Source organism: Microbacterium sp. 16-032, assembly GCF_041079455.1.
Taxonomy (GTDB): domain Bacteria; phylum Actinomycetota; class Actinomycetes; order Actinomycetales; family Microbacteriaceae; genus Microbacterium; species Microbacterium testaceum_A.
In genome coordinates this window covers 20,138-35,178 of sequence record NZ_JBFYGQ010000005.1, presented here as the reverse complement: position 1 = coordinate 35,178, position 15,041 = coordinate 20,138, and the positions used below count along the sequence as shown (strand labels likewise).

At 71.6% G+C, this 15,041-nt stretch carries 13 protein-coding genes; 7 read left to right on the top strand and 6 right to left on the bottom strand.

What is annotated here, in order from left to right:
• Nucleotides 1-118: 118 nt before the first annotated feature.
• Together AB6V31_RS11430 and AB6V31_RS11425 are read right to left on the bottom strand one after the other, a co-directional pair.
• Complete coding sequence (locus AB6V31_RS11430; protein WP_369366240.1) at nucleotides 119-1,783, bottom strand: phospho-sugar mutase; 1,665 nt, start codon at nucleotides 1,781-1,783, stop codon at nucleotides 119-121.
• 29 nt (nucleotides 1,784-1,812) lie between these two features.
• Nucleotides 1,813-2,646, bottom strand: coding sequence for a purine-nucleoside phosphorylase (locus tag AB6V31_RS11425; protein ID WP_056226767.1), 834 nt, complete (start codon nucleotides 2,644-2,646; stop codon nucleotides 1,813-1,815).
• A 108-nt stretch (nucleotides 2,647-2,754) separates the two neighbouring features.
• Between AB6V31_RS11425 and AB6V31_RS11420 the strand changes: the two genes are divergently transcribed.
• Nucleotides 2,755-4,215: an NAD(P)H-quinone dehydrogenase gene (locus AB6V31_RS11420; RefSeq protein WP_056226769.1), complete on the top strand. Its 1,461-nt coding sequence runs from the start codon at nucleotides 2,755-2,757 to the stop codon at nucleotides 4,213-4,215.
• Between the two features lie 202 nt (nucleotides 4,216-4,417).
• Here AB6V31_RS11420 and AB6V31_RS11415 read toward each other — a convergent pair whose 3' ends face one another.
• Nucleotides 4,418-6,184, bottom strand: coding sequence for a biotin carboxylase N-terminal domain-containing protein (locus AB6V31_RS11415; protein WP_056226771.1), 1,767 nt, complete (start codon nucleotides 6,182-6,184; stop codon nucleotides 4,418-4,420).
• Between the two features lie 77 nt (nucleotides 6,185-6,261).
• A complete protein-coding gene (locus AB6V31_RS11410; RefSeq protein WP_369365752.1) occupies nucleotides 6,262-6,909 on the bottom strand; it encodes a nucleoside triphosphate pyrophosphatase in 648 nt (215 codons plus the stop codon).
• Nucleotides 6,910-7,053: 144 nt separating this feature from the next.
• On the opposite strand from AB6V31_RS11410, the gene AB6V31_RS11405 reads away from it, so the two are divergent.
• The 4 genes from AB6V31_RS11405 to AB6V31_RS11390 are packed head-to-tail and all read left to right on the top strand — an operon-like array spanning nucleotide 7,054 to nucleotide 11,321.
• A complete protein-coding gene (locus AB6V31_RS11405; RefSeq protein ID WP_369365750.1) occupies nucleotides 7,054-8,313 on the top strand; it encodes a class I SAM-dependent RNA methyltransferase in 1,260 nt (419 codons plus the stop codon).
• A 59-nt stretch (nucleotides 8,314-8,372) separates the two neighbouring features.
• Complete coding sequence (locus AB6V31_RS11400) at nucleotides 8,373-9,041, top strand: response regulator transcription factor (protein WP_056226776.1); 669 nt, start codon at nucleotides 8,373-8,375, stop codon at nucleotides 9,039-9,041.
• Nucleotides 9,042-9,054: 13 nt separating this feature from the next.
• Complete coding sequence (locus AB6V31_RS11395; protein WP_235556948.1) at nucleotides 9,055-10,290, top strand: ATP-binding protein; 1,236 nt, start codon at nucleotides 9,055-9,057, stop codon at nucleotides 10,288-10,290.
• A complete protein-coding gene (locus tag AB6V31_RS11390; RefSeq protein ID WP_369365748.1) occupies nucleotides 10,287-11,321 on the top strand; it encodes a hypothetical protein in 1,035 nt (344 codons plus the stop codon). The genes AB6V31_RS11395 and AB6V31_RS11390 overlap by 4 nt, the downstream gene beginning before the upstream one ends.
• Nucleotides 11,322-11,643: 322 nt before the next feature.
• Here AB6V31_RS11390 and AB6V31_RS11385 read toward each other — a convergent pair whose 3' ends face one another.
• The gene (locus tag AB6V31_RS11385; protein WP_144782390.1) at nucleotides 11,644-11,880 is read right to left on the bottom strand and encodes an acyl-CoA carboxylase subunit epsilon; all 237 of its coding nucleotides are present in this window, start codon (nucleotides 11,878-11,880) and stop codon (nucleotides 11,644-11,646) included.
• On the bottom strand, nucleotides 11,877-13,475 hold the full coding sequence (locus AB6V31_RS11380; RefSeq protein WP_056226779.1) for an acyl-CoA carboxylase subunit beta: 1,599 nt from the start codon (nucleotides 13,473-13,475) through the stop codon (nucleotides 11,877-11,879). The genes AB6V31_RS11385 and AB6V31_RS11380 overlap by 4 nt, the downstream gene beginning before the upstream one ends.
• Nucleotides 13,476-13,624: 149 nt before the next feature.
• Between AB6V31_RS11380 and AB6V31_RS11375 the strand changes: the two genes are divergently transcribed.
• Together AB6V31_RS11375 and AB6V31_RS11370 are read left to right on the top strand one after the other, a co-directional pair.
• Nucleotides 13,625-14,407: a biotin--[acetyl-CoA-carboxylase] ligase gene (locus AB6V31_RS11375; RefSeq protein ID WP_369365745.1), complete on the top strand. Its 783-nt coding sequence runs from the start codon at nucleotides 13,625-13,627 to the stop codon at nucleotides 14,405-14,407.
• A 59-nt stretch (nucleotides 14,408-14,466) separates the two neighbouring features.
• Entirely contained in the window at nucleotides 14,467-15,024 is a 558-nt protein-coding gene (locus AB6V31_RS11370) for a PH domain-containing protein (protein ID WP_056226781.1), read from the top strand.
• Nucleotides 15,025-15,041: the final 17 nt, after the last annotated feature.

The window sequence follows — 15,041 nt, the reverse complement described above, 5'->3', positions numbered from 1 at the left end:
GCCGAATAGCCCCCAACGCGGTTTGGGGCGAATCCCGTCGCTCTGGGCGACAAAGATACGCCCCAAACGACAGAATGCGCCCCAAACCGGGAAAACCCTCGCGGGCCGCCGACGCCCGTCAGCGCAGCGACGCCAGCAGCTCCTCGGCCCCGGCGCGCAGGGCCTCGATCCGCCGGCGCGCCTTCTTGGCCGACGAGCCGCGCACGTCGAGGTACAGCTTCAGCTTGGGCTCGGTGCCGCTGGGGCGAACGATCAGGCGGGAGCCGTCGTCGAGCCACAGGCGCAGCACGTCGCCCGGGGGCAGTCCGTCGACGCCGAGCAATAGGTCGTCGATGCGCGACACGGCGATCTCGCCCACCGCGCCGGGGGGCTGGGCGCGCAGCGCAGCCATGATCCCGGCGATCTCGCTGACGTCGCTCACGCGCACCGAGATCTGGTCGCTCGCGAAGGCGCCGAACGTGTCGCGGAACTCCTGCAGCAGGTCGGCCACGGTGCGGCCCTGAGCGCGAGCCTCGGATGCCATGCCCAGAAGAGCCACGGCGGCCGAGATCCCGTCCTTGTCGCGCACGGTCATCGGGTTGACGAGGTAGCCGAGGGCCTCCTCAAAGCCGAACACGATGCCGGGCGCCCGCGAGATCCACTTGAACCCGGTGAGGGTGGAGTGGAACTCGAGACCGTAGTGCTCGGCGACGGCCTGGAGTCCGGGCGACGAGACCAGAGAGCAGGCGAGGGATGCCGGCGCCCCGGCGTCTCCGCCGATGCCCGAACCCGCACCCTCCGCCGCGAGCCGCGCCGCGCGCCACCCCAGCAGCAGCCCGATCTCGTTGCCGGTCAGCCGTCGCCACCCGTCCTCGGAGTCGGCGTCGGGGATCGCGACGGCCAGGCGGTCGGCATCCGGATCGTTGGCGATGACGAGCTCGGCGTCGACGGCGCGGGCCGTCTCGAACGAGAGGTCCATGGCCCCGGGCTCTTCGGGGTTGGGGAACGCGACGGTCGGGAAGCGCCCGTCGGGGTGGATCTGCGCCTCGACGACGGTGGGCTGGGGGTAGCCCGCTTCGGTCAACACGCGCGAGACGGTCTCCCACCCGACGCCGTGCATGGCGGTGTAGACCCAGTTGAGGCCTTCGGCTGCGGCGGGTGCGGGTGCCACCGCGGCGGTGGCGGAGACGTACGCCTCGACGACCGACTCGGGGGCGTTGGCGTAGCCGACCGAGCGAGGGAGGGTGGTGATGTTGCCCTCGTCAGCGATCCGCTGGATGTGGGCGGCGATCTCGGCATCCGCCGGCGAGACGATCTGCGCGCCCTCGTCGGCGCCGCCGAGGTAGACCTTGTAGCCGTTGTCGTCGGGCGGGTTGTGGCTGGCGGTGACCATGACGCCCGCGTCGGCACCGAGGTGGCGCACGGCGAAGGCGAGCACGGGCGTGGGCAGCAGGCGGGGGAGCAGGATCGCGTTCAGGCCCGCGCCGGCGAAGATCTCGACCGAGTCGCGCGCGAACACGTCGGAGTTGCGGCGTCCGTCGTACCCGACCACGACGGTCGGCGCCTCGCCGCCCGAGCGCTCGAGCAGGTACGCCGCGAACCCGGCCGCTGCCTGGGCGACGAGCACGCGGTTCATGCGGTTGGAGCCGGCACCGAGCGTTCCGCGCAGGCCCGCGGTGCCGAAGGCCAGCCGCGTCGAGAAACGATCCTCGAGGTCGGCCGCAGCCTCCGTATCGCCGTCCTCGACGCGCGCGAGCAGCTCCGACAGTTCTTCTCGTGTCACGGCATCCGGATCCTGCGCCATCCAGGCGCGGGCCGCGTCGACGTACGCGCTCACAACGCGCCGATCACGCGGGCGAGCAGCGCCGAGATCACGGGCTCGGCCTCGCGGCCGGCTTCGAGCACCTCTTCGTGGCTGAGGGGCGTCTGCTGGATGCCGGCGGCCAGGTTCGTGATGAGCGAGAAGCCCAAGATCTCCATGCCGGCCTGACGCGCGGCGATGGCCTCGAGGGCGGTCGACATGCCGACGATGTGGCCGCCGATGGTCTTGGCCATCTGCACCTCGGCGGGCGTCTCGTAGTGCGGCCCGCGGAACTGCGTGTACACGCCCTCGTCCAGCGACGGGTCGATCGAGCGGGCGATGTCGCGCAGGCGCTTCGAGTACAGGTCGGTGAGGTCGATGAAGGTCGCGCCCTCGAGGGGCGAGTCGGCCGTGAGGTTGATGTGGTCGCTGATGAGCACGGGCTGGCCGGGCTTCCACGTCTCGCGGATGCCGCCGGCGCCGTTCGTGAGGATCATCGTTTTCGCACCCGTCGCGGCCGCGGTGCGCACGCTGTGCACGACCCGGCGCACGCCGTGGTTCTCGTAGTAGTGCGTGCGGGCGCCGATGACGAGGACGTTCTTGCCGCCGGGGGTGCGGACGCTGCGGAGCGTTCCGACGTGCCCCTCGAGGGCGGGCTTGGAGAAACCGACGACCTCGGTCGCGGGGAACGACGCCGTCTCCTCGCCGATGAGCTCGGCGGCGCGTCCCCAGCCGGACCCGAGGGTCACGGCGATGTCGTGGTGCTCGACGCCCGAGAGGCGGGCGATGTCGGCAGCCGCGGCGGCGGCGATCTCGAACGGGTCGACCGCGGGGTCGTCGAGCGGGTGTGAGGTGCTGTTGGACATTCCCCCACTCTAGAAACTGCGGGGCCTGCGGGCCAGACGGCACACACCTCGGATCATCGTGTCGGGCGCAGCTGTGTGGCGCATCGGCATCCGCCCAGCGCTGACAGAATGGATGCCATGGTGCAGAGCTTCGAGCGCAAGCAGTCCGTCGCGATCGTCGGCGGCGGCCCCGGCGGATACGAGGCGGCTCTCTCCGCCGCGCAGCTCGGCGCCGACGTCACCCTCGTCGAGCGCGCGGGAGTCGGCGGTTCGGCCGTCATCACCGACGTGGTCCCCTCGAAGACCCTCATCGCCACCGCCGACGCGGCCGTCGCGATCCGCAATGCCAGCAGCCTCGGCGTGCAGCTGTTCGCCAAGGACGACCGCGGCAAGCCGCTGACCCCCGAGGTGGCGATCAACCTCGCCGCGGTCAACCAGCGCCTGCTCTCGCTCGCGCGGCAGCAGTCCGACGACATGCGCGCCTCGTTGCTCGAGGCGGGTGTCCGCATCATCTCGGGCCACGGACGTCTCGACGGCAACGGCGCCGTGGTGGTCTCGACCGAGGCCGGCGGAACCGACTTCGACCGTGTCGAGGCCGAGACCCTCGTCGTCTCGGTCGGTGCGTCTCCCCGCGAGCTCCCCTCGGCCAAGCCCGACGGCGAGCGCATCCTCACGTGGACGCAGCTCTACAACATGAAGTCGGTGCCCTCGCACCTCATCGTCGTGGGCTCCGGCGTGACCGGCGCCGAGTTCGCCTCGGCGTACATGAACCTCGGTGCCAAGGTCACGCTCGTCTCGAGCCGCGACCAGGTGCTCCCGGGTGAGGATCAGGATGCCGCGGCCGTGCTCGAGCGCGTGTTCCAGCGCGGCGGCATGACCCTGTTGGCGAAGGCGCGGGCCGATTCGGTCGTCAACACCGGCGATGGCGTCACCGTCACCCTCTCCGACGGCCGCACCATCGAGGGCAGCCACTGCCTGATGGCGGTCGGGTCGATCCCCAACACTGCCGGCATCGGGCTCGAGCAGGCGGGGGTGCAGATGACGGCATCCGGTCACATCCGCGTCAACCGCGTCGCGCGCACCTCGGTGCCCAACATCTACGCGGCGGGCGACTGCACGAACTTCTACCCCCTGGCGTCCGTCGCCTCGATGCAGGGGCGTCAGGCGATCTTCCACGCCCTCGGCGACATCGTGATCCCGCTCGAGACGCGCCGCATCACGGCCAACATCTTCACCGCGCCCGAGATCGCCACGGTCGGCTTCAGCGAGCAGGACATCACCGAGGGGCGGATCGCCGGCAAGGTGCGCAAGCTCCCGCTCTCGGCGAACCCCCGCGCGAAGATGCAGGGCATCACCGACGGCTTCGTCAAGCTGATCGCCCGCGAGGGCAGCGGCACCGTGATGGGCGGCGTGATCGTCGGCCCGAAGGCGTCGGAGCTCATCTACCCGATCGCGATCGCCGTCGAGCGCCGCCTCACCGTCGACCAGGTCGCGCGCGTGTTCGCGGTGTACCCCTCGCTGACCTCGAGCATCACCGACGCTGCGCGCGCCATGCACATCGTCGACCGCGACGACCCCGGCGAGGACTGAGCCCTCCGGATGCCGCGGCCTCGCGGCATCCGTCACCCGTCGGTGCCCCGGCGGGGCGGGGTCGTCGATAAACGCTGCCTGCACGGAGAAACGCTTTCGGCGTGCGTTTGCCGGTGCAGCGCGCGCTCATGAATGCGCCCCGCACGAACGACGGCGCCGCGCCCCCGAAGGAGCGCGGCGCCGTGTCGAACGGAGGGGCGCGTCAGCTGATCAGCAGCAGCTGGTGCCCCGCGGCGACCGTGGTGCCGGCCGAGGCGTCGATGCTCGCGACGGTGCCGTCCTTGTGGGCCTGGATGGGCTGCTCCATCTTCATCGCCTCGAGAACCACGACCAGGTCGCCCTTGACGACCTGCTGGCCCTCTTCGACGGCCACCTTGACGACGGTGGCCTGCATCGGCGACTTCACCGCGTCGCCGGTGGCGCCGGCCGTGGGCGAGGCACCGTGCGCGCGGCGGGACGGGGGAGCGGCGGCCGGACGACCGACCGAGGGAGCCGCGGCCGTGATGCGGTCGGGCAGGCTCACCTCGAGGCGCTTGCCGCCGACCTCGACGACCACCGTGTGGCGGCCGGGGGCTGCGGCGGGGGCTTCGAGCTCGCCGTCCCACGCGGGGATGTCGTTGACGAACTCCGTCTCGATCCAGCGCGTGAACACGCCGAACGCGCCGTTCTCGGCGGTGAAGGCGGGGTCGCGGACGACCTTGCGGTGGAACGGGATGACGGTCGGCATGCCGGCGACCTCGAACTCGTCGAGGGCGCGGCGCGAGCGCTCGAGGGCCTCGGCGCGGTCGCGGCCGGTCACGATGATCTTCGCGAGCAGCGAGTCGAAGGCGCCCGAGACGCTGTCGCCCGCGGTCACGCCGGAGTCGAGGCGGATGCCGGGGCCGCCGAAGGTCTTGAAGACGTGGATCGGGCCCGGCTGGGGGAGGAACCCACGACCCGGGTCCTCGCCGTTGATGCGGAACTCGATCGAGTGACCGACCGGGGCCGGGTCGTCGTAGCCGAGCTCTTCGCCCTCGGCGACGCGGAACTGCTCGCGCACGAGGTCGATGCCGGTGACCTCTTCGGAGACGGGGTGCTCGACCTGCAGGCGGGTGTTGACCTCGAGGAACGAGATCGTGCCGTCGGCGCCGATGAGGAACTCGCAGGTTCCGGCGCCGACGTAGCCGACCTCCTTGAGGATGGCCTTCGACGCCGAGTAGAGGATGGCGTTCTGCTCGTCGGTCAGGAACGGCGCGGGGGCCTCTTCGACGAGCTTCTGGTGGCGGCGCTGCAGCGAGCAGTCGCGCGTGGAGACGACCACGACGTTGCCGGCGGCATCGGCCAGGCACTGCGTCTCGACGTGACGCGGCTTGTCGAGGTACTTCTCGACGAAGCACTCGCCGCGGCCGAAGGCGGCGACCGCCTCGCGCGTGGCCGACTCGAACATCTCGGCGACCTCGTCGAGCTCACGCGCGACCTTGAGCCCGCGTCCGCCGCCGCCGTACGCGGCCTTGATGGCGATCGGCAGACCGACCTCGTTGGCGAAGGCGATGACCTCGTCGGCACCCGAGACGGGGCCGGGGGTTCCAGGGGCCAGGGGTGCGCCGACCTTCTCGGCGACATGGCGCGCGGTGACCTTGTCGCCCAGGGCCTCGATGGCGTCGGGCGAGGGGCCGATCCAGATGAGGCCGGCACCGATCACGGCGCGGGCGAAGTCGGCGTTCTCGGCGAGGAAGCCGTAGCCGGGGTGCACGGCGTCGGCGCCGGAGCGGCGGGCGACCGAGAGGATCTTCTCGATCGACAGGTAGGTGTCGGCGCTGGTCGCACCGTCGAGGGCGTAGGCCTCGTCGGCGAGGCGGGTGTGCAGGGCGTCGCGATCCTGATCGGCGTAGACGGCGACGGAGGCCTTCCCCGAATCACGGGCGGCGCGGATGACTCGGACGGCGATCTCGCCGCGGTTGGCGACAAGGACCTTGGCGATCTTCGGCATCCTCCCAGCCTAGCGAGGGGTTACCCCGGCCTTTTGACCCCCCTCGATAAGAAACGCCGAAAAACGTGTGAGGGAGTCTACGAACGGTTCCACAGGTCGGTCCACGAACCGCCCAGTTCGCGCACAAGTCGGCGGACCGTCGAGAGCGACATGCCCACCACCGTCGAGGGGTCCCCGTCGACCCGCTCGATGAACGCCCCGCCGAGGCTGTCGACGGTGAACGCCCCCGCCACCAGCAGGGGCTCGCCGGTGGCCACGTACGCGGCGATCTCGGCGTCGTCGACGTCGGCGGCGAAGGTCACCGAGGCTTCGGCGACGGCGAAGGCCTCGCGCGGCTCGGAGCCGGGGGAGAGGCGGAAGACGCTGTGCCCGGAGTGCAGCACCCCGGTGCGCCCTCGCATCCCGTGCCAGCGTGCAGTCGCGGCATCCGGGGTATGCGGCTTTCCGAGGATCTCGTCGCCGAGGGCGAACATCGAGTCGCCCCCGATGACGAAGCCGTCGAAGTCGGGCTCCTCGGCGCGCAGGCGATGCGCGACGTCGGCGGCCTTGCGTCGCGCGAGCAGCAGGACGTGCTCGGGGGCGGGCAGGCGCCGGGCCTCGGCCGCCTCGACCTCGGCGATCACGGCTTCCTCGTCGACCTGGGGTGCCCGCGCCTCGGGCTCGATGCCCGCCTGGCGCAGCAGCATGAGACGAGCGGGAGAAGTGGATGCCAAGCACACGCGCATGCGACAACGCTACCCACGCGCGGGGGCGGCGGTCTCCGCGCCGCCCGGACCCCTCGACGAGCTCAGGGACCTCCTACCGGGGCGGTCGGGCGTCGCCGCGCCCGCCCCCGGCGGTCTCCCGGCCGCGTATGACAGGCTCGGAGGATGCACGACGGCGACCTCATCGAACTCGACATCACCGGCATCGCCCACGGCGGCGTCTTTGTCGGACGGCACGAGGGGCGGGTCGTCTTCGTCTCGGACACGCTGCCGGGCGAACGCGTCCGCGCGCGGTTGACCGACACTCGCAAGAAGGCGTTCTGGCGGGCCGAGGCCGTCGAGGTGATGGATGCCGCTCCCCAGCGCCGTCCGCACGTCTGGCGTTCGGCCGATATCGATGTGGATCCCGCGGAACGCGTGGGCGGGGCCGAGTTCGGTCACATCGACCTCGCGCACCAGCGCGCCCTCAAGGAGCGCGTGATCCGCGAGGCCATGGAGCGCGTGGGCCGGCTCGAGCTGCCGGTCGACGTGCGCCCCGCCGGCGACGCCGATCACCCCGAGTCCGTCGACGGAACGGGCTGGCGGACGCGGGTGAGCCTCCACGTCGATGACCGGGGCCGGGTGGGCGCCTACGCCGCGCGGTCGCACCACGTCGTCGAGACCCCCGACTTCCCCCTCGCGACCGAGGCCGTCGCGCGCGCGGCCGCCGAGGCGCGCGGGGGAGCGCGCCCCGGGCGCGTCGACCTCGTCCAGCCGGCCGACGGACGCGTGCGCGTCCTGCCGCGGCCCGAGGGCGAGCGCTCGACCGCTGCCCCCGAGGTCGTCGACGAGATCGTCGGTGAGCGCGTCTTCCGCGTCGATGCGGGCGGGTTCTGGCAGGTGCACCGCCTCGCCGCGTCCACGCTGACCTCTCTCGTCACGGCGGAGCTCACCGCTTCGGTCGGGGCCCTCGACCCCGAGGCGATGCACCTCGACCTCTACGGCGGCGTCGGCCTCTTCGCCGCCGCGCTCGCCGAGCTGGGCGGGTCGTCGACGCGCGTGGTGAGCGTGGAATCCGACCCCCGGGCGACGGAGCACGCCGGTGAGAACCTCGCCGAGTGGGTCGGTGCGCGGGCCGAGACGGCACGGGTCGATCGCTACGTCCAGAACCTCGCCGCCGGCGCTTCCGAGCGGGAACGCGAGCGTCTGGAGCGCGGTGTCGTGCTGCTGGACCCGCCGCGGGCGGGTGCGGGCCGGGTCGCCGTCGAGGGCATCGCCGCGCTGTCCCCGTCCGCCGTCGTCTACGTCGCGTGCGACCCCGTGGCCCTCGCCCGCGACCTGGCGCTGTTCGCCGAACTCGGGTACCGCGCCGAGCGCGGCATCCGGGGTGTCGACCTCTTCCCGAACTCGCACCACGTCGAGGCCGTCACGGTGCTGCGCCGCTGACGCGCCGGGTCGCGCGACCTTCACCCGCGCGGCGGCCCCCGCGCCGATACGATGTGGGGATGACGCGCGTCGCCCTCATCGATGACCACGAGTCGGTCCGACTCGGGCTGGAGGCCGCCCTCGCGCGCACCGAGGCCACCGAGGTCGTCTTCTCGGGCGCGAACGTCGCCTCGTACCTGTCCTGGCGTCAAGCGGCGGCCGCGAACCCCGCCGACGTCGTGGTGCTCGACCTGACGCTCGGTGACGGCACGACGGTCTCCGAGAACGTCGACCGCGTCGTCCGCGACGGCTCCAGCGTCATCATCCACAGCGTCGCCGACCGCGCCGCCGCGGTGCGCGAGGCACTCGCCGCGGGCGCCGCGGGGATCGTCAGCAAGTCGTCGCCGACGCACGAGGTGCTCGGCGCCATCAGCACCGTCGCCCGGGGCGAGGTGCTCGACAACGTCGAGTGGGCGAGCGCGGTCGAAGGCGATCGGGAGTTCGCCGACGCGCAGTTGTCCGCTCGAGAGCGCGAGGTCCTGCGCCTGTACGCCGCGGGCCTTCCGCTCAAGGCCGTCGCCGACCGCCTCGGCGTCGCCTATTCCACCGCCAAGGAGAACATCACCCGCGTCCGCGTGAAGTACGTCGAGGTGGGGCGCCCGGCACCGACGAAGGTCGACCTGCTGCGGCGCGCCATGGAGGACGGCATCCTGCAGGACGCACCCGATGATGCTCCCCGCCATGGCTGAGAACCATCGGTCCGTGCTCGACGAAGCCTGGGGGCGGATCCCCCACACCCGCGAGGGGCAGGCGGAGCAGGGGTCGTTCACGCAGACGCGGATCGAGCGCGTCATCACCCTGATCGTGGGCCCGGGCTCTCTCGTGCTGGGGCTGCAGGCCTTCGTCGCCGCGTTCGGCCCGGGAGATGAGGCGGCCGGGTGGCACATGCCTCTCGTCCTCGCCGTCTTCGTGCCGCTGGTGGCGATGATCGTCGCCTGCACCGTGGGACGCTTCGCGCGGGTGTTCTCGGGTGTCTTCGCGGTCGTCTTCATGCTCGCCCTCGCGTTCTGGCCCGTTGCCACGGCCGGCGGACCCACGCCGGTCCCCACCGAGAACCCCTGGATCTTCTACCTCATCAACGTCGCCACGGTCGCCACCGTGGTCGCGTTCCCCCTCTCGCTGCAGATCGTCTGGACCGTCGCCGCACCGCTGCTGTTCGGGGTGGTGCGCCTGCTGCAGGCCGGCGGGCGGGGAGAGTTCATCCTGCCGATCTCGCTCGACGTCTCGTTCGCGCTGATCCTCGGTAGCGTCCTGGTGACCCTCGGCTGGATGTACCGCTCGATCGCCGCGAACGTCGACCAGGCCCGCGCGTCGGCCGTGTCGAGCTACGCGGCCGCGGCCGCGACGGCCGCGACCGAGCACGAGCGGGTCGCGGTGGCGGCTCTCATGCACGACAGCGTCCTGGGCGCCCTGCTCGCGGCGGACCGCGCCACGACCCCGCGCGAGCGCACTCTCGCCGTCAGCATGGCGCGCGAGGCGCTGACCCGGTTGGCGAACGCCGAGAAGGACTCCCTCGAAGGAAGCGACGAGCCGGTCCCCGCGCTGCGCCTGGCCGACGACATCGAGGCCGCCGCTCGCGAGCTCGGGGTCGACCTGACCGTCGTCCGCCACGTCGACGAGGGCACACCGCATGTCCCCGGGCGAATCGCCCGCGCTCTCGTCCTCGCGGCGATGCAGGCCGTCGCCAACGCCGTACAGCACGCCGATGCGCAGGGCCTCACGGTGCAGTTGACGGGCTACGCCTCCCCGGGAAGCGTGTCGGTCCGGGTGCGCGACACGGGCCCCGGCTTCGACGTCACCGCCATCCCGGCCGACAGACTCGGCATCCGCGGTTCGATCGACGCGCGACTGGCGGCCGTGGGCGGTCGCAGCGAGATCGACTCGCACGCCGGTGGCACGACGGTGACGCTCGAGTGGGAGAGCGGAGACCGCTGGTGACCGTTCGCGCCATCCTGTCGGTCATCGGACTGGCCTTCAGCGCCTACCTCGCGGCGCGCGGCCTCATCTGGACCTCTCCCGAGACCGTCGAGCGCGGGTGGCTCATCGTGGCGGCCCTGGTGCTCTACCTCCCGGTGACGTGGCTGTGGATCTTCGCGATCGGCGCGCGCGGTCGGCGGGGACAGCCGGCGCCGACCGCGGGTGCGCGACTGCCCGCCTGGGGGGTCGTGCTCGCTCTCGTGGTGGCGATCGTGGTGTCGAACGCGACGTTCCTCGCGGTCACCGAGGCCGGTCGCACGCAGCCTTTCGTCACGTGGGTGATCGGCGGTGTCGGCGCGCTCATGACCATCGTCATGGTGCGGCGCCGGCCCATCGTCGCATGGGTCGGGATGCTGATCCTCGCCGTGTCGACGTCGTTCTGGTTGGGGCCGCTGCAGGCGCTCAGCCTGGGCCTGGTCGGCTCGATCGTGTGGGTGACCGCGGCGCAGCTCGTGACCATCGCCCTCGACCGCGCGGCGCGGGACGCCGAGCGTCTCGCCGAGCTCCAGCAAGCGGCATCCGCGTGGCAGGCCTCGCAGAGCGGCCGGCAACGAGAGCGTCGACTTCACGTTCAGCGCGCGCTGCAGGCGGCGGGCCCCATCCTCGCCCGCACCATCGAGAACGGCGGCAACCTGCGCGCGGCCGACAAGCAGGCCGCTCGACGTGCCGAGGCCAGCCTGCGCGATGAGCTGCGGGGCAACCGCCTGCTCGACGACGACGTGCGGGCCGAGATCGACGCCGCGCGCCGCCGGGGGTCCGCGGTGAGTCTGTTCGACGAGGGCGGTCTCGAGGGACTCGGCGCCGCGGATCTGAAGGGCATCCGATCCGAGCTGGCGGGCATCCTGCGGGAGTCCGTGTCGGAGCGCGTGATCATCCGCACCTCTCCGCACCACGAGATCGCCGTCACGATCGTCGGGCGCTCGAGTGGTGAGAGCGCCGGGGGAGACGACGATCAGGTCGACCTCTGGCGCGAGATCCGTCGCCCGCGCTGACCCGCAGGCGGAAGCAGTGCCGCGACCGTGATCTCGGCTGTGATCGAGCCCCGCGTGTGCGCGCCCCCGCGGCCGGCGGCGACGACGTGAGGGGGGTCCGTCGACGCTGCCATGCCCTCCGCGGGGGAAGAGGATGGGGGTGAGGAGCGGCGAATGCGCCTGCCCCTCACCCGTGCGAACGGTTACCCGAAAACCGTCCGCGCGGTCGAATCCGGCTCTAAGGAGCGGTCCGACCGAACGCGTGATGCGTTCCAGCTCCTCCAGTATTCGGCAGTGTCCCTCGCCCGTCTGTAGGTATTTCGGGGGACATTTCGAACACGTGTCAGCCGGTGAAACCGTGCCATCCGGCGGTGCGGTTCAGCGGGGTGCGCAGGCCGCGAGCCGACAGCTCCCAGCGGGAGCGCGGCGTCTCGTCGGGAACCGTGGCGTCGGCCACCTCGCGCACGTATGACTCGCTCACCACGACGATCGCCGCGGCCAGTTCCTCTTCGGTGGGTGTGCCGCGTACGACCTCCGCGACGATGGGTCGGGAGGCGTCGGCGTCGACGGTGTCGCTCACAGCGGGATGTTCCCGTGCTTCTTCGCGGGCAGGCTCGCGCGCTTGTTGCGCAGCGCCCGCAGGGCCTTGGCGATCGAGACACGCGTCTGCGCCGGCTCGATGATCCCGTCGAGCTCACCGCGCTCGGCGGCGAGGAAGGGGGATGCCACGTTGTACGTGTACTCGTTCGCCAGGCGCGTGCGCACGGCCGCGACGTCTTCGCCGGCCTCTTCGGCGCGCTTGATCTCACCGCGGTAGAGGATGTTGACCGCGCCCTGGCCGCCCATGACGGCGATCTCGGCCGTGGGCCACGCGAGGTTGATGTCGGCGCCCAACTGCTTGGAGCCCATGACGATGTACGCGCCGCCGTAGGCCTTGCGCAGGATCACCGTCACCAGGGGCACGGTGGCCTCGGCGTAGGCGTACAGCAGCTTCGCGCCGCGGCGGATGACGCCGGTCCACTCCTGGTCGGTGCCGGGGAGGTATCCGGGCACGTCGACGAGGGTGACGATCGGCACCGAGAACGCGTCGCAGAAGCGCACGAAGCGGCTGGCCTTCTCTCCCGCGTCGATGTTGAGGGTTCCGGCCATCTGCGAGGGCTGGTTGGCGATGATGCCGACGGTGCGGCCCTCGATCCGGCCGAAGCCGATCACGATGTTGGGCGCGAACAGCGGCTGCACCTCGAGGAACTCCGCCGCGTCCACGATGCCGTCGATCACGGTGTGGATGTCGTACGGCTGGTTCGGGGAGTCGGGGATGACGGTGTTCAGCGAGCGGTCGGCATCCGTCGTCTCGAATTCGAAGGGCGTGTCGTAGACCGGGATCTCGGCGAGGTTGTTGTCCGGCAGGTAGCTGATGAGGCCGCGCGCGTAGTCGATCGCGTCGTCCTCGTCGTCGGCGAGGTAGTGCGCGACGCCCGAGCGGGTGTTGTGGGTGTGGGCTCCGCCGAGCTCTTCCATCCCCACGTCTTCGCCGGTGACGGTCTTGATGACGTCGGGGCCCGTGACGAACATCTGACTGGTCTTGTCGACCATGATGACGAAGTCGGTGAGGGCGGGGGAGTACACCGCTCCACCGGCGGCGGGTCCCATGATGATCGAGATCTGGGGGATGACCCCGGATGCCGCGGTGTTCAGGCGGAAGATCTCGCCGTACTTGCCGAGGGCGACGACGCCCTCCTGGATGCGGGCTCCGCCCGAGTCGAGGATGCCGATGATCGGGATGCCGCTACGCAGCGCCAGCTCCATCACCTTGATGATCTTGTCGCCGGCGACCTCGCCGAGCGACCCGCCGAAGGTCGAGAAGTCCTGCGCGTACACCGCGACCGTGCGGCCGTGGATCGTGCCGGTGCCGGTGACGACCGAGTCGCCGTAGGGGCGCGACTTGTCCATGCCGAACGCGGAGGTGCGGTGGCGCACGTACTCGTCGAGCTCGACGAAGGAGCCGGGGTCGACAAGCATCTCGAGACGCTCGCGGGCGGTGAGCTTGCCCTTCGCGTGCTGCTTGTCGCGGGCGGCGGCTTCGGCGTCGACGACCGCCTCCTGGAACCTGTTGCGCAGGTCCGCGATCTTGCCGGCGGTGGTGAAGAGATCGGGCTGGTCGGTCACGCTTTCCACCCTAGCGACAGCGTCGGCGCCCGCGTTGGAGGGTGCGCACAAGCGAATGCGCGAGGCACTGTGGCATCCGCCCATGTCCTCCCGTGTCGGGACGCCGGGACGAGCGCAAGAGGATGCCGCGAGACCGGTGCGTTCTCTAGGGTGTGCTCATGCCGATCCCCGCCGCCGGATACCCGCTCGCCGCCGCCCGCAGCCCGCGCGTGCAGGTCGTCGAGACGACCGACTCCACGAACGCCGACGTAATCGCGGCGGTCACCGCCGATCCCGAGGGGTGGCCGCACCTGTCGCTGCTGGTGACCGGCGACCAGCGCGCCGGGCGCGGGCGGCTCGACCGAAGCTGGACGGCGCCGGCGGGAACCGCGCTCGCCGTCTCGGTCGTCGTCGACGCGGCGATGATCCCGATCGCCCAGCGCGGGTGGATCCCGCTGGTCGCGGGGGCCGCCATGACGCGTGCGGTGCGCGCTCAGCTCACCGGTCACGGCGGGTCGGCCGAGCTGAAGTGGCCGAACGACGTGCTCGTCGACGGGGGCAAGATCTGCGGCATCCTGGCCGAGGTCGTACCCGGCGCGGCCGACACGGTCGTGGTCGGGGCGGGCGTCAACACGCGCATGAGCCGCGCCGATCTTCCGGTCACCACCGCGACCTCGTTCGCCGCGATCGGCGCGGAGTGCGACGACGACCGCCTCCTCGCCGACTACCTCGAGGATCTCGGCAAGATGCTCTCGCGCCTCGCGCACGACGACGTCGAGCGCGTGCACTCCGAGATCGAGAAACTCTGCGTCACCGTCGGCAAAGAGGTGACCGTCGCAATGCCCGACGGCTCCACCCTCCAGGGCACGGCCACTCGCCTCGACCGGGACGGGCGCCTCGTCGTCGAGGCCGGCACCATCGAGACCGTCGTCTCGGCCGGAGACGTGGTCCACGTCCGCTGACGGCGGGGCGCCCCGCGTGGCACCGGCCCGCCGGGGCCCGCGCGTCGCACAATGAGACCGTGACCCAGCCGTCGAACTCGATCGGGCGCCCGCGGATGCCGGCGCCGGGGACGGCCGCGCCCGAGTTGCGCATCGCTCGACTGCGCTCGCACGCGCGGCGCCTGTTCTGGTCGGCGCTCGTCCTGATCGGCGTCGCGGGGGCGACGGCCTTCTTCTACGACAACCTTCCCGCGCCCTACGAGAACTGGATGCTGCTGACCGCGGCGGGCGTGCTCGTCCTGCTGCTCGTGGTCGTCCCCTACCTCGTATGGCTCTCGCACACCTGGACCATCACGACGCGCCGCGTGATCGAGCGCTCCGGCCCGTTCGGGGCCAACCGGCGCGAAGTCTCCCACGTGCGCGGGTACGCCATCGAGATGCGGCGCGGCATCCTGCAGCGGATGTGGGGCGCGGGCACGCTCTCGCTCTCGAACGGCGTCGAGCCTCCGCTGCGCCTGAAGAACATCCCGCACGCGGTGCTCGTCCACGAGACGCTCGTCGACCAGGTCGAGGTCAACCAGATCCTCGCCCACCGCGACGCGCAGACCTTCGGCTCGGGCGCCGTCGGCGGTCTCTGACCGCACCGCGGACACCG